The organism is Nocardia kruczakiae NBRC 101016 (assembly GCF_001612965.1).
GTDB lineage: Bacteria > Actinomycetota > Actinomycetes > Mycobacteriales > Mycobacteriaceae > Nocardia > Nocardia kruczakiae.
This window is the reverse complement of sequence record NZ_BDBL01000048.1, coordinates 21,945-35,514: the sequence shown is the minus strand read 5'-3', so window position 1 is coordinate 35,514 and position 13,570 is coordinate 21,945. Positions and strand designations below refer to the sequence as shown.

Here is a 13,570-nt window from a genome sequence, read left to right as displayed (position 1 = left end):
GGCCTAACCGTGCGGGCGCACCGGCAGTTCCGTCAGGCCGCGCATGAGCAGGCTCGGCTGCCATCGCGGAGTGAACGAAGGCGCCAGGGCCAGCTTCGGAAAGCGATCCAGCAGAGCGGTGAAGGCGACGGCCGCCTCCATCCGAGCCAGGGGAGCGCCGACGCAGAAGTGGATTCCGTGGCCGAAAGCCACATGCCCGGACGGTTTTCGGCCGATATCGAGTGCGTCCGGCGAATGGTATCGATCGGGATCGCGATCGGCCGCCGACAGGGCGACATAGACCAATTCGCCTGCGGGAACGACGGTTCCGCCGATGTCGACGGGTTCCTCGGTGTACCGGACCGTGGCCCAGCCGACCGGGCCGTCGAGCCGCAGAAATTCCTCCACGGCGGCGGGGATGCCCTCCGGATCCGCGCGCAGCGCATCGAATTGGGGCCGGTTGCGCAGCAGTGCGAAGGTGCCGTTGCCGATGAGATTCACCGTCGTCTCGTGGCCGGCCACCAACAGGAGGAAAGCCATCGCCACCAATTCCTGATCGGTGAGACGGTCACCGTCGTCGGATTCGGTGGCCAGCCCCGACAGCAGGTCGTCGCCGGGCCGGGCGCGCTTGTCCGCCAGCAGAGCCGTCAGATATCCGCCCATGTCGGCGGATGCGCGGTCGCGGTCCGCCAGGTCTCCGGCGGCGCCCACCAGGATCTTCGTCCACAGCTGGAAATCGTCGCGATCGGTGAAGGGAACCCCGAGCAATTCGCAGATCACGGTGACGGGTAGCGGGGTCGCGAACGCGTGCAGCAGGTCGACCTCGTCGTGCGCCGCCACCTCGTCGAGCAGTCCGGCGGTGATCTCCTCGATGCGGGGACGCAATGCCGCCACCCGCCGTGGCGTGAAGGCCTTGTTCACCAGCTTCCGCAGCCGCGTATGTTCGGGCGGATCGGTATTGAGCATATGGGTGCTCAAGGCCTGCACATCCGAATTCGACAGCACCGCAGAACCTTTGCGCCGGAACAGGTCGATGGTGCCGGCGGAGTTCTTGTGCAATCGGGGATCGGCGAGCGCTGCCCGCGCTTCGGCGTGGCCCACCACGACCCAGCACGGAATCCCGCGCTCGTGCGTGAACCGCACGTGATGCACCGGCCCCCGGGCCCGCCAGCGCTCGTAGTACTTGTGCGGATCGTCGTGGAAGTCCTCCTCCACCAGTTCGATCTGCTCGGATACCTCGGCCTCGGCCATACTGTGCTCCCTGCTACCGGCGCCGCTCGACGCTCCCCACGGTGTCAGCCCAGTCGTAACGGTGACCGTATCCAAAGTACCGAAAATCGCGCCGGGACGCGGATGCCCGATTCGCGTAGATCCGTTCCGCGCGAACCGCTTTCGTCCGGTCAGGCTTCCGTCCACTGCCGCAACTTCTCCGGATTGCGGATCGCCCAGATGCGGGTGATCCGGCCGTCGGCGATATCGAAGGCGTAGACGGTCGCGATGGTCCCGTCGATCTGCGCCACCAGGCCGGGCTGGCCGTTGACGGTCCGCTCGAGCAGCGTGACTTCTCCTGCGCGGGAGGCGATGTGGATCCAGGCGCGCGCGATCTGCTCGCCGCCGTTGATCGGGTCGCGGAACGCCAGTACCCGGCCACCGCTGTCGGCCGTCGCGACCGCCCGCGGATCCAGAATCTCGATCAACGCCTCGATATCCTTCGTTTCCCAGGCCCGTTTGAAGTCCCTGACAACCTCGGCGCGCTCGTCCCGGGACGGACTCGCCGAGGTCCGGACGCGGCGGCGCGCGGAGGAGGCGAGCTGGCGGCAGGCCGCGGGCGTGCGGCCGACGATATCGGCGATCTCCGCGAAGGAATAGCGGAAGACATCATGCAGGACGAAGGCCACCCGCTCGGCCGGCGTCATGGAATCGAGCACGACGAGGAACGCCATACTGATCGATTCGTCGAGCGTCACCCGGTCGGCCGGATCGGCCGGTGCGGGTGCGCCCCACTCGCTGCGATCGGGCACCGGCTCCGGGATCCATTCCCCGACGTAGCGCTCGCGCCGGGCCCGCGCCGAACCGAGCAGATCCAGGCAGATGCGGCTGGCCACGGTGCGCAACCAGCCCCCGGGCGCCGCGACGGCGCGCTGCTGTTCCGGGGACATGGCGTACCAGCGCGCATAGGTCTCCTGCACCACGTCCTCGGCCTCGGCGAGGGAGCCGAGCAGCCGGTAGGCGAGGTTGAGCAGTGCTCGCCGCTCGCTCACCACGGCGCTCGATTCCGGATCGGTCATGATGTTCGCTCCCTCGTTCGGTACAGGCCCTTTCCACTGTGGACGAAACAGCGCGGCGAAATGTGAGGCCGATATATGCTGCCGTTCGCCGTGAGAGTGGGGGAGTTCGCCATGAAAAGCTCGGTTCTGGTTGCGATCGTGGTCGGTGCGGTCGCGCTTTCGGGTTGCGGCGCCGGGGAAGACGGTGCTTCGGCGCCCACGTCGTCCGAACCGGTGGCTCGGCAGATGACCGCTGCGCCCGATCAGGACGCCGGTTGTCCGCTTCCCGCCGCGCCGGCGGCAGGGCCTTACGGTGGCATCACCGTGCCGGTGCGAGAGCAGACCCCGAGCCTGACGACCGACGTCGTGCTGCCGCAACTCGAGGGGGGTGACCAAGCGGTTCGCGATCGGTTCAACTCGGCGATGCGCGCATCGCTGGCCGATCTGAGCGGCGGTGCCGCGGACGGTGCGCTGCATGCCGCCCAGCTCCGTTGCGGCGAAACGAGCCGCGTCACCCGCATCGGCGCGCATGTCGTTGCGGGCGTGCTGATTACGGATCACACATGGGAGGGCGGCCCGCATCCGGTCAACCAGATCGGCACCGTGGTGATCGACACCGGCACCGCGCAACCCGTCATGCTGCCGACGGCCCTCCGTGACCCTGGCCAGGCCTGGGGCGCGCTCGCCACCACCGCCCAGAGCCTGGTGCCCGCGGACGGGCCCACGCTGTTCACCCACGCTCCCGGCGCTGACGATTTCGCCGACTGGGTGCCCGCTCCGGAGGGACTCACCGTCTACTTCTCCGTCGCCCACGCTCGGGGCGACTACTACCCGGTTCAACTCCCGTGGAACCGAATCCGGGACTTGTTCGACCCGGCCGCACTAGCGACGCTGTCGAGCTGACCGGCCGCCACCGCCGATTCACACCTTCGCGCCCACCAACTGTCGATAGTCGGCATTGCGGGCGACCAGTTCGTCGTGCGGACCGCTGTCGACGATCCGCCCGTCCTTCAGGAACAGGACGGTATCGGCCTCGCGGATGGTGGACAGGCGATGGGCGATCACCAAGAGGGCGCATTCTTTTCGCACGTTCCGGATGGTGCCGTTGAGCGCCTTCTCGGTTTCGGCGTCGAGCATGGCGGTGGGTTCGTCGAGCATCATCAGTACCGGGCGGCGGATCAGCGCTCGGGCCAGCGCCACGCGTTGGCGCTCGCCGCCGGAGAGCAGAACACCGTGCTCGCCCACCGGGGTGTCGAGGCCGCGGGGGAGCCGGGCGACGAGATCGGCCAGGCCGGCGAGCTCGATCGCGCGTCGTAGCTCGTCATCGCCGAGGCCCGGCTGCCGGTAGGTCAGATTGTCGCGAAGGCTGCCGAACAGCAGCGGCGCGTTCTGCTCCAGCAAGCTGATCTCCGAGCGCCACGCTCGGCGTGGCCGGCCGGCGTAGGAGCGGCCGCCGAGCAGAATATCGCCGGTGTCCGGATTGTAGAACCGGCTCACCAGGGAGAATACGGTGGATTTTCCGGCACCCGAGTGGCCGACCAGGGCCACATGTCCCCGCGGAGGTACCGCGAAACTCACGCCGCGCAGGATCGGCCGCTCGTCGTAGGAGAAACGCACGTCCCGGAATTCGAGTGCGGGATGTCCGTTCTCCGAGTGGGTCTCGATCACCGAACCAGCCGGTTCGACGCCGCCCTGCGGGATCTGGTCGACATCCTCGGCCGGCAGACTCAGTGTCGATTCGATCCGGCTGAGCGCGCCCAAGGCCTTCTGCAAACCGACGGAGCCGTTGAACAGATCGCCGACCGGAATCAGCAGATTCATCGCGAGCAGCATCATCGTGACGAGACTGCTCAGCTCCATCTGATGATTCGCCACCCGTACGCCGCCGACCAGCAGTGACACCACGAACGACCCGGTCACCGCCAGGTGCATCGCCGGATTTCCGAGCGCCTTCAACCGGGCCGCGCGCACGCCGGCGGCGAACGCCGCACCGGCCAGCTCGGTCAACCGCTCGTGTTCGCGATCCTCGGCATTGTTGACCTTGACCGTGCGCACACCGTTCAGCGCGCGCTCGATATCGGCGGACAGCGCGCCGACGCTCTCCTGCAAACGAACCGAAGCCACCTCGATTCTCGTCATGACCAGCAACATCGCCCCCGCGGCAACACCCACGGTGACGAAGACGATCGAGAACAGCAGCCAGTCGAGATAGATCATCACCACCACGGTGCCGACGAGTGTGATTGCGCCCGTGACTATCTGGACCACACTGCTTCCGACGGCGTTGCGGATCACGGTCGAATCGAGCGTGATCCGGGAGATGAGATCACCGACCCGCTGTGACTCCAGCGTGGGAATCCGCAACCGCAACAGATGCCCGGCCAGGCGACGGCGCACGGACAGGAGCACGGATTCGCTGGTTCGCTCGAGGATGTAGGTGCCGCCGGTGTCCGCGACGGCGTACAGGAGATAAGCCCCCACCAACGCCGCGAGCGACCATGCGATTGTCGTGCCCGACGACGCATCCCGCACGACCTGCCCCGCCAGCAGCGGCTGCGCCAGCGACAACCCGGTGCCGACGAGAAGCAACGCCGTCGCCGCCAGCAGCGAATGACGTTGGGGTACGAGCAGTCTCAGGAGCGCGCCGACCCGCCGCGGCCAGGAATCGCCGTGGTGAACCGCCCCGTCGTCAGTTGACATCGGCATCCACGTCCTGCCGGCCGACCACGATCAGTCGACTGAATGTCGTCATATCTCCCGCCTCCCCGACCAGCTTCCCGTCTGCTTCGACCCATGCGTGTGCAGCGAACGGTAATTCTGTGCGCACGCCGACACACCAGGTTGTCCACGCACCGTAGCGCCGGCTCAACAGCGTCGTCGCGACGGACCTGATCAGGCAGCCGTATCGTCCGGCGGCATCGGGACTTACCTCGACGACCCGGTGTCGCCACCGTTCGGCATCGTCGAACGGGGCGGGACTACTTCCTCGATGCAATTGCCTCAGAATCCATTCGATCCGTCGCGGCGGCAACCTGACGATGATTCGTGCGGCCCGAACGGCCCACGCCGCCGCCACGCGTTCGCCTCGGCGTCCGTCCGCCTCCGCTACGGTCCCGAGCGACATCTGTTGGCTCACGCCGTCACCAGCCCGACATCCCGGAGGTGGGTCACCAGTTCGCCGACGTCTCGCCGTGCGGTCACGGCATCGACGTCGAACCGATCCAGCACTGCCGCCACGGGATCGGCGCCCTCGCCGGCGACGAGTGCGGCGAACACCTCCGCGCCGACCGGATTGAGCCGCCAATATTCGCCTTGCTGCAGATCGAGAACGACGCCCCCGTATTCCGTTCGCACGAAAGACAAACCGAGCCTCGGTGTTGTCATATCCATGGTCCCTCCCACTCGTTACCCGTTCCTCGCGCCGGTGTGGTGCGGCTCGAGAAAGTCACGTTCCAGATCACGCAGCCAGAGCTCGCAGGCGATGGTGCTGAACATCGTTCCGTCTTCCAATTCGAACGAACTGGGATTGGCGCACAAGCGCTTCAGTCGCTCGGAGTCGATCAGGCCGAGATCGCCGAGTTTCGATCCTTCCCACAGCGCCACGAGCTCGTCGCGGTGTTGCCGCAAGCCCAATTCGACATCTCGTGATCCGCTGTCCTTGGTCTGTCTGCGCAACACCTCGTCGGGCACGATTCCGCTGACCGCCGCGCGGAGCAGAGGTTTGTATGTCCAAGCGCTGACTCGGTGTGGCACCGCCACCGACAAGGCAGCCGAGATCACGCCGTCGTCGAAATAGGGTGCGGACAGCGGCGGACCACCGGATGCCAGTGAGATCCGATTCAACACGGCCACCGTGCGGGCGCCCTCGACGACCGACTCCAGTTCGACATGGCGGCCGCGTGCCGGGGCCAGCGGTTCGGTGGTGGTTGCCATCCACGAGATACCCTCGTGCACAGCGCTTTTTGCCGACTCTGTCGCCCAGGCGGGAATTGATGGAACGAGTGCCCAGCCCAGCATGGGTTTGCGCCGTTCCGGCACACCTGTGATCGGTGTGGAATTCCTCGTCCACCACGAACGGAAATCGGCGGACTCGACCGCGCCGTACAGGAGATCTCGTGAGCGCCATCCGCCGAGTGCGCCGAAGCTGCGCAGCCCTCGCCAAGCGGTCAGCGGACGATGCCACAGCAGATCGCGGTAGAGCGCCGGCAGGCCGGTGAACAGATGGTCGCCTCCGTGGCCGGTCAGGTGCACGGTCGATCCGAAGGTCGCAGCCAATGCCGCGAGCGCACCGACTCGGCTCCTGCCGACGATGAGCGGTGACGGCTCGTTCAGCCAGGTCGGGCCGTCTCCCAATCCGGCGTAGGTGAAGGGCAGTTCGGTGTCCGGAAGGATCGTGTGCCGCACATGCGGCAGGTGCCGGGCGGCGAGCAGGGCCCACTCGAGGTCCTCGTTGGCGGAATCGCGTCCGCGGGCCGTCAGCAGCGTGATCTCCGCCGGTCCGCGCGCGGCGAGAAAGCTGATCGCCGTCGAGTCGTAGCCGCCCGACAGTTCCGAGGTGACCGTGCCGCCCGCCGCGGTCCGCGCGTTTACTGCTGCCGAGAGCCGGCTCCGCACGTCGTGCGCGCCCGCTTCGAGGTCCTGGACGACTGTTCTTCGCGCGTGCCGGACCGGGCGGGATGCACCGTTCGGTGTGAGCACCAATCCGGTGCCGGGGGCAAGCGGTTCGATTCCCTCGAGCAGCGGACGTTGTGCGAGGTGATGTGGAACGGGTTCGAGCAGATGTGCGGCGAGAACGCCGGCATCGAGTTTCCCGCCGACGAGATGGCGGAGGGCGTGCACGGTGTCGGCGGTGATATCGATGCCGTCCACGCGAGAGCGGTACAGGCCGCGGGATCCGTAGGCGGCGCCGTTCACGTGGATGTCACCGTTCACCTCGACGATCGAGTGAAAAGATCCGTCGACCGCGTCGAGGACCACCCGCCATCGGGCCGGTGAATCTATCGACATCGCGTAGGCGAGAACCGCGTCCTCATCGATCAGAGCGTGGCCGAGTATCACGACCCGCGCCGCCCGTCCGATCGTGCGGATGATCGGCCGGTCGGGACAATGTCCTACGACCATCGGCCGTCCCGAACGGTGCTCGGCCACTATTCGCGCCCATGGGAGAAGACGCCTGGCGATGCCCGCTCCCGCCGCGTGATCGGGCAGAACGACGAAACCTGTCCGGGCATCGCCAGTCATCTTCTAACCCCCTACGATTCGAGCTCGGCGATGATGGCTCAGATCATTCCGCGGCGTCCGACCAGCAGGTCGGATTCCGTGGTGAAGACGCCCCCGGTGAGCTTCCGGAAATCGCCACATTTGGCGACCACCGGCTTCTCGTAGACCTTCTTGTCCGAGCTTTCTGCCGTGTTCTCCATCTTCACTTTCCTTCCTTCCTCGCACTCCCCTTGGAGGCGGTCTCATTCCGCGTCGATCTGTTCGACGCGGACGTGCGCAACCGAGAATCGATGAAGCCGTTCGAGGAAAGCGGATCGTGTCGAAAATGCCGACACCGCTGATCAACCCCCCGTACAGTCGGGACAGACACGTGGTTGTCGTACCGAATGTAAGTCGCCCTACCGCAAAGACTTTCGGGCCTGTTGCGAATCCTCCCCTGATATCGCCCGGCGACCTGCTCCCCGTCCCCGCCCGCTATTCTGCGCTGTAAGCAATGGCTCGTCAAGGAACTTCGAGCGCTGGCCACGAAATCGCTTGTTGAGCTTGATTTTTCACGGCGCCCGACGCCCCTCGGCGGGGGGCGCGTTCGCTGGTGCGCCCCATCGGGCGACTTCGGCCACCGACCGCACGGACGTGGTGAGCCGGTCGGCTCTACCGTCGAAGAGCGCCTCGCTCGCAGCCGCGAATCGGTGACGGGCTGCGTTCGGGCGGTCCGGCGTCCCGGAAGCAGGTGCCGTCGACGCGGCCGGTTCTCCGATCCCGACGCCGTGCGGGTGAGGTTTGCCCGATCGGTGCGGGCGCACAGTTCCCCGCGGTCGTGTGCCGGTTCGTGCCGTCGCCCACACGGCAGGGCGGTTCTTTCGTATGCTCGTTGTTAGCGAATGGGGAGGGTCGTCGGTGCCGGGCCCCGCGGGTCCGGCGATGGAGGAAGGTCCTCGCGGATGGACAGGCGCGAGGCCGCCGATATGGCGCGGGACTGGTCGGCGGCCCTGGTCGATTGCGGTGGCGTGCCGACGGCTCTGCCGCGCGCCCACCGGTTGACGGAATGGATCGTCGACCTGGAGGCCGCCATGTCGGCCGAACCGTTCGATCCGTCGCCCGCGTACCGAGTCGGGGTCGAGATGGTGCGGTGGAAGCTGACCGACCCCGCCCTGATGACTCCGTCCGCGACGGTGCTGGCCTGTTTGCTGGAGCGGTCGCAGCGGCCGGATCGCACGCAGCGGTTCGGTGCCCTCCTGGGCGAACTCGGGCGCGGCTACAGCGCCGAGTTGTTGAAGGTCCACAAGGACAGCCAGGAAATAGCCGACCAGCGGTTCCGGGTGGTGTTCGACAACGCGGCGGTGGCGATCGCGCTGTACGACAGCAACGGCATCACGCTGGAAGCCAACCCGACCACGGCGCGGATGGTCGGGATGAAACCGGAGGAAGTGCCGGGTATCGCGGGGCTGGATCTGATGCACCCCGAGGATCGCGACAAGCTCCAGCAGGTGGTCGTCGATCTGTATCAGCGCCGGCACGGCACCGTGCACTTCGAAGGCCGCTTCTGCCGCCCCGACGGCACCGTCTGCTGGGGTTCGTGGACGATGACGCTGGTGCGCGGCGCGGGCGGGCGTGATCTGCGCCTGCTCGCGGTCGGGGAGGACATCACCGAGCGCCGCGCGATGGAGCAAAAGCTGTGGTGGCAGGCGCGTCACGACCCGTTGACCGGTCTGCCCAACCGGCACTGCCTGCTCGAGCAGTTGGAGGCCATCGTCGCGACGGCCGGCCCCGCCGACCACATCGGTTTGTGCTTTCTGGATCTCGACGAGTTCAAGCTGATCAACGACCGCTACGGCCACCGCGCGGGCGACAGCGTGCTGGTCGAGGTCGGGCGGCGGCTGGAGGCGAAGATGGCCTCACCGTCGGTCACGGTCACCCGCATCGGCGGCGACGAGTTCGTCGCGCTGCTCGCACCGCCCTGCGACGAGGAGACCGCCCATGCCGCCGCAGAGACGATGCTCGCGACCCTGCGAGAACCGGTTCCCGTCGGTCCCACCGATCTGCTGGCGATGTCGGCCAGTATCGGCGCCGTCGTCGCCCCGGTCGCGGGAGCGAACGCCGAGAAACTGTTGAACGATGCCGACGTGGGCCTCTACCGGGCCAAGGCGGCCGGCCGCGGCACCTGGGTGCTGCATCGTGACGAGAACGGTCGCGCCGCCGAATAGCTCAGGGCGGGCCCGTCCGGATCAATGCGGGCCCATCGCGAGTTCCCCTCGCCGCGCGGCCCGCCACCACCGCTGTCCGGAATCGACGGCACGCCGCAACGTGCGCACGGCGGGTATCTGCATGAGCAGGTGCATCTGGTAGCGCCACGGCATCTGCAGCCCGTGCCGGACCGCCATCGCGTAGGCGAACTGCACGGCATCGCGGTCGAGATACCGGTCGGCGCGTTCGAACCAGGTCATGCTGGCACGGGCCGCGGCCTGAGTCGGGCGCATCGCGGCGCGCCGTTGCGCGTCGTAATCCTCCAGCGCGTCGGCGATCTCGCCGTGTTCGTACAAGCTCTGCGCGAGCACGATGGCGTCGATGATCGCCAACCGGGTGCCCGAACCGATCGTGAAGTGCGTCGTATGCGCCGCGTCGCCGAGCAGCACCACATTGTCGTGGTACCACGATTTGTTGGTCACCTCGGGAAAACAACTCCACCTTGCATTTTCGCCTCGCGACTTGCCAATCAACGAATGACCGTCGAGCACGCGCGGGAAAATGCTTTCCAGCACACGCACATTCGCCGCGGTGTCCGGGGAATCGAATCCCAGTCCGCGCCAGGTCTGTGGTTGGCATTCGACGATGCAGGTGCTGATTCTTCCGGTGATCGACGGATAGGCGTGGAACCAGATCCAACCGGCCGGGGTGTGTTCGAAGGCGAAGGTGAATCGGGTGAAGACCTTGTCGGTGCCGAGCCAGATATAACGATTCTCGCCGAGTGTCACCGATGTTCCGAACCGATGATCGTCCAGCTGCCGCACCCGGCTGTTCGCACCGTCGGAGGCGACGATGAGATCGGCGTCGTCGAAGCCGGACAGATCGTGGACCTCTCGGCCGTACCGGACGTCGACGCCGAGATCGCTCGCCCGGCGCGACAGCACCTCGAGCAATGCCGCGCGGCCCATGCTGAAGCCGTAGCCCGGGAAGTACGCGGTCCGGTCGCCCACATGAACCGCCTGCTCACGCCAGAGGACCGAGCCGGCGCGCACCGCCTGTGCGCTGTCGGGGTCGTTCCGATACAGGATGTCGAGCAGGTCGTCCCAGTACACGACGCCCCAACCGTAGGTGGAGCCGGGAGGATCTCGATCGATCACCGTGATGGCATGGGCCGGGTCGCGGCGCTTCATCGAAATGGCGAAGTACAGTCCGGCGGGCCCGCCACCGATACACACGATTCTCATTCGGTCACCAGTTTCCGCCCGGTGGGTCGATTTCGGCGGCGCGAGAACGGTATTCGATGCGGCCGAGCCCGGCACGGTGTGCGTGTCCGGGCTCGGTCGTCGGCACTAGAAGCTTCCCCAGCCGCCGGCGAATGGGTTCCACCAGCCGCCGAATGGGTTCCACCAGCCGCCGTTACCCCAGCCGCCGTTACCCCAGCCCCAGCCGCCGTGGCCCCAGCCGCCACCACCCCAGCCGCCGTTGCCCCAGCCGCCACCACCCCAACCCCAGCCGCCACCACCCCAGCCGGGGCTGTCGACGGATTGGGTTGCCGATGTCGGTGTGGTCGTGTCCGTGGCGGACGCCTGCGTCGCGGCTGCGACGACCGGAACCGCGGCAACCGCGGCTATTCCGGCGGCAGCGGCCAACCGAGCGAATTTCCTGTGTGAATTCCTTTTCTGGATCATGATGGGCTCCAAATAACTGTCCCGACCTGCTGGAATTCTACGCGTTTTCGCCGAATGCAAAAGTTGCCGAGACAACCTGTTTCACGATCTCGGGGGACGCCTCACACTTCGGGTCGCTGATTCGTCGCCTCAGGTATGGACGCACATACCGAAAGAGGCCGATCATCGAAGCCGCGAATCGGTATCGCGACGTCTTCGGCGCTGTGGGCATCAGCCGAATTCCGTTGCCGGGGGGGTGTTCTGGCGATCGGCCTGCGCATCGGTGACACCGAGGTCCACCTCGCCGGCGAACATCCGGACATGGGGATCGTGTCGCCATCGACTCTGGCCCTCGGGGCCGGCGCGACCGAGTTCCATCCGCTGTCGGACACCTTCTACGGTGACCGGGCTGGACAATTCATCGATCCCTACGGTCACCGGCTGTTTCGATCTGCACTGTCGCTCTGCTGCTGTCCGCCTCGGCGACCGGCGCGGCTGAACCCACAGGTCCCCTCCGGTTGGATGCCGTGCAGGCCGACCTCGACGCGGTGGTCCGCTCAGGGGCGGCCGGGGGTGTTGCCACGGTGACCCAGCGCGGCGACACCCGCGTTGCGACCGCCGGGCGGGCCGACATCGTCAGCGGGGCACCGATTCCTTCCGAGGTGGCTGCAACTGTCGAACACCTACCTGCCCGCCACCGGCGATACCGCCCTGCGCGACCCGCACCCCATCGGTTATGCCACCCTCGACGGCACCGTCATCGACACCACCCGGATGGAGCCGTCGCTGCCGTGGGCATCCGGTGCGCTGGTCAGCACCGGCGCCGACCTCAATCGCTTCTACCTGGCCCTGCTCGCCGGACAGGTAGTGCCGCAGCCGCAGTTGCGCGCCATGCTCGACGGCGTGGACATGGGCAAGCATGACGGCATGTCCTATGGGCTCGGCGTCGGCTACACCGAACTTCCTTGCGGTGCACAGTATGTCGGCCACATCGGCGGCGTGCGCGGCTTCACCACCATTTCCGGCGCCACCGCCGTGGGACGCGCGGTCACCTACTCCTTCACCGGCACACCATCTTCCGTGGACATCGGCGGGCTGCTCACTCGCGCGCTATGTGGGTGAGGTGCTCGAGCGCTACGGCCACCTCTTCGAGGACGAACTCGACGGTGTTGCCGACCGCCTCGATGCCCACTTCGCCCGAGGCGGCTGAGCGAGAGTGTGGGCAAGACCCTCCGCGCGGCGAACCGAGCGCGAGGGAAGGGTGACCTGACCTGCCCTGATGCTGTGCCCTCGGCAGGATTCGAACCTGCGACACCCGCTTTAGGAGAGCGGTGCTCTATCCCCTGAGCTACGAGGGCGTGGAGCGTGCGGGAAAGTGTGGAAAGTCCCGTTTCGCAACGGCTTTCGCATCTGTCTCGCAGTGGTCCACGGTGCCTGGGTCTCCCGGGGGTGACGATCAGGCGTGGTCAGTCTAGCGTGTGGTGAGCCGGTGGCTAGCTCGCCAGGGTGGCTCGCGCCGACGGGAGGTAGCGCAACCAGGACGGGGCGACGGCCGCGCCCAGGCGCAGGCCCCTGGCGTAGGAGCGGAAGGCGGCCTGGTCGCCGGGTTCCGGGTGGACGCCGAACAGGTCGCGGGCGCGCGGGTGGAGGACCTCGCGGACGGCGAAAGTGGGGAGGTAGCGAGGGATCCAGGCGGTCGGCCGGATCACCTCGGGAGCGAAGGTTCGTGCGGCCGGACCGAGGCGCAACTGCGCGGCGCAGGTCTGCTCGAAATAGTCGACGAACGCGGCCCAGTCCGCCGGCATGTTGCGCGCCGACACCCCGAAGCGGAGGTACCACTCGCAGCATTCCTCGTAGAGCCGCTCGTGGTCGCGGTCGGAGAGGGGAGTGATGAGCGCGTTGGTCGCGAAGACCAGTGTCTCCACGTACGTGGCGTGCTGGAAGAAGAACAGCTCGGGCTTCAGTGCGTGATAGCGCACGCCGTGGTCGTCCACGCCTTTCACGTGCTGATGCATGCCGAGTATGAAGTGGCTGTGGTCGCGGTCCTCGTAGGCCGCCCGGATGGTCCGGGATACGGTGCGCCGCTTGTGGTACCACAGCCGCATGGGTGGCATGTGTTCGTCGAGCGCCGCGGCGATCGAGGGATGCAGGATCTGCAGGCCGACCGCCCGCGGTAGAGCCAGCAAGAAGCGCCGGTCGCCCACATAACGGTGGAGCAGGGAGGTCCGGCTCACGTTGCCCATCGTTTCCCTC

Annotated in this window: 14 protein-coding genes and 1 tRNA gene; 3 read left to right on the top strand and 12 right to left on the bottom strand. The window is 67.1% G+C overall.

Annotation, left to right across the window (positions count from 1 at the left end; genetic code table 11):
• Positions 1 to 3: 3 nt before the first annotated feature.
• Both NK1_RS28195 and sigJ read right to left on the bottom strand, forming a co-directional pair.
• Positions 4 to 1,230, bottom strand: a complete 1,227-nt coding sequence (locus tag NK1_RS28195; RefSeq protein ID WP_063013554.1) for a cytochrome P450 family protein — start codon at positions 1,228 to 1,230, stop codon at positions 4 to 6.
• A gap of 149 nt (positions 1,231 to 1,379) precedes the next feature.
• Positions 1,380 to 2,267, bottom strand: coding sequence for an RNA polymerase sigma factor SigJ (sigJ, locus tag NK1_RS28190; RefSeq protein ID WP_063013552.1), 888 nt, complete (start codon positions 2,265 to 2,267; stop codon positions 1,380 to 1,382).
• A gap of 111 nt (positions 2,268 to 2,378) precedes the next feature.
• Here sigJ and NK1_RS28185 point away from each other — a divergent pair, with 111 nt between their 5' ends.
• Complete coding sequence (locus NK1_RS28185) at positions 2,379 to 3,149, top strand: hypothetical protein (RefSeq protein ID WP_157104479.1); 771 nt, start codon at positions 2,379 to 2,381, stop codon at positions 3,147 to 3,149.
• A gap of 18 nt (positions 3,150 to 3,167) precedes the next feature.
• Here NK1_RS28185 and NK1_RS28180 read toward each other — a convergent pair whose 3' ends face one another.
• From NK1_RS28180 to NK1_RS34780, 5 genes are all read right to left on the bottom strand, one after another.
• On the bottom strand, positions 3,168 to 4,946 hold the full coding sequence (locus tag NK1_RS28180; RefSeq protein ID WP_063013603.1) for an ABC transporter ATP-binding protein: 1,779 nt from the start codon (positions 4,944 to 4,946) through the stop codon (positions 3,168 to 3,170).
• Positions 4,936 to 5,382, bottom strand: a complete 447-nt coding sequence (locus NK1_RS28175) for a lasso peptide biosynthesis B2 protein (RefSeq protein ID WP_218023183.1) — start codon at positions 5,380 to 5,382, stop codon at positions 4,936 to 4,938. The genes NK1_RS28180 and NK1_RS28175 overlap by 11 nt, the downstream gene beginning before the upstream one ends.
• Positions 5,379 to 5,630, bottom strand: coding sequence for a lasso peptide biosynthesis PqqD family chaperone (locus NK1_RS28170; protein ID WP_063013601.1), 252 nt, complete (start codon positions 5,628 to 5,630; stop codon positions 5,379 to 5,381). The genes NK1_RS28175 and NK1_RS28170 overlap by 4 nt, the downstream gene beginning before the upstream one ends.
• Before the next feature lie 21 nt (positions 5,631 to 5,651).
• The gene (locus tag NK1_RS28165; RefSeq protein WP_063013546.1) at positions 5,652 to 7,367 is read right to left on the bottom strand and encodes an asparagine synthase-related protein; all 1,716 of its coding nucleotides are present in this window, start codon (positions 7,365 to 7,367) and stop codon (positions 5,652 to 5,654) included.
• Between the two features lie 158 nt (positions 7,368 to 7,525).
• The gene (locus tag NK1_RS34780; protein WP_157104478.1) at positions 7,526 to 7,666 is read right to left on the bottom strand and encodes a keywimysin-related RiPP; all 141 of its coding nucleotides are present in this window, start codon (positions 7,664 to 7,666) and stop codon (positions 7,526 to 7,528) included.
• A 741-nt stretch (positions 7,667 to 8,407) separates the two neighbouring features.
• Between NK1_RS34780 and NK1_RS28160 the strand changes: the two genes are divergently transcribed.
• Complete coding sequence (locus NK1_RS28160; RefSeq protein WP_063013544.1) at positions 8,408 to 9,670, top strand: diguanylate cyclase domain-containing protein; 1,263 nt, start codon at positions 8,408 to 8,410, stop codon at positions 9,668 to 9,670.
• A gap of 21 nt (positions 9,671 to 9,691) precedes the next feature.
• On the opposite strand, the gene NK1_RS28155 is transcribed toward NK1_RS28160, so the two are convergent.
• The 3 genes from NK1_RS28155 to NK1_RS28150 form a co-directional block, all read right to left on the bottom strand.
• Entirely contained in the window at positions 9,692 to 10,894 is a 1,203-nt protein-coding gene (locus NK1_RS28155) for an FAD-dependent monooxygenase (protein ID WP_063013542.1), read from the bottom strand.
• 105 nt (positions 10,895 to 10,999) lie between these two features.
• Complete coding sequence (locus NK1_RS34035) at positions 11,000 to 11,299, bottom strand: hypothetical protein (protein ID WP_157104477.1); 300 nt, start codon at positions 11,297 to 11,299, stop codon at positions 11,000 to 11,002.
• 249 nt (positions 11,300 to 11,548) lie between these two features.
• Positions 11,549 to 11,695, bottom strand: coding sequence for a hypothetical protein (locus NK1_RS28150; RefSeq protein WP_157104476.1), 147 nt, complete (start codon positions 11,693 to 11,695; stop codon positions 11,549 to 11,551).
• 231 nt (positions 11,696 to 11,926) lie between these two features.
• On the opposite strand from NK1_RS28150, the gene NK1_RS28145 reads away from it, so the two are divergent.
• Positions 11,927 to 12,439 (top strand): serine hydrolase, encoded by a 513-nt coding sequence (locus tag NK1_RS28145; protein WP_157104475.1) that lies wholly within the window; start codon positions 11,927 to 11,929, stop codon positions 12,437 to 12,439.
• Positions 12,440 to 12,602: 163 nt separating this feature from the next.
• On the opposite strand, the gene NK1_RS28140 is transcribed toward NK1_RS28145, so the two are convergent.
• A tRNA-Arg gene (locus NK1_RS28140) sits at positions 12,603 to 12,675 on the bottom strand.
• Between the two features lie 135 nt (positions 12,676 to 12,810).
• Positions 12,811 to 13,551, bottom strand: a complete 741-nt coding sequence (locus tag NK1_RS28135; protein ID WP_245660881.1) for an oxygenase MpaB family protein — start codon at positions 13,549 to 13,551, stop codon at positions 12,811 to 12,813.
• Positions 13,552 to 13,570: the final 19 nt, after the last annotated feature.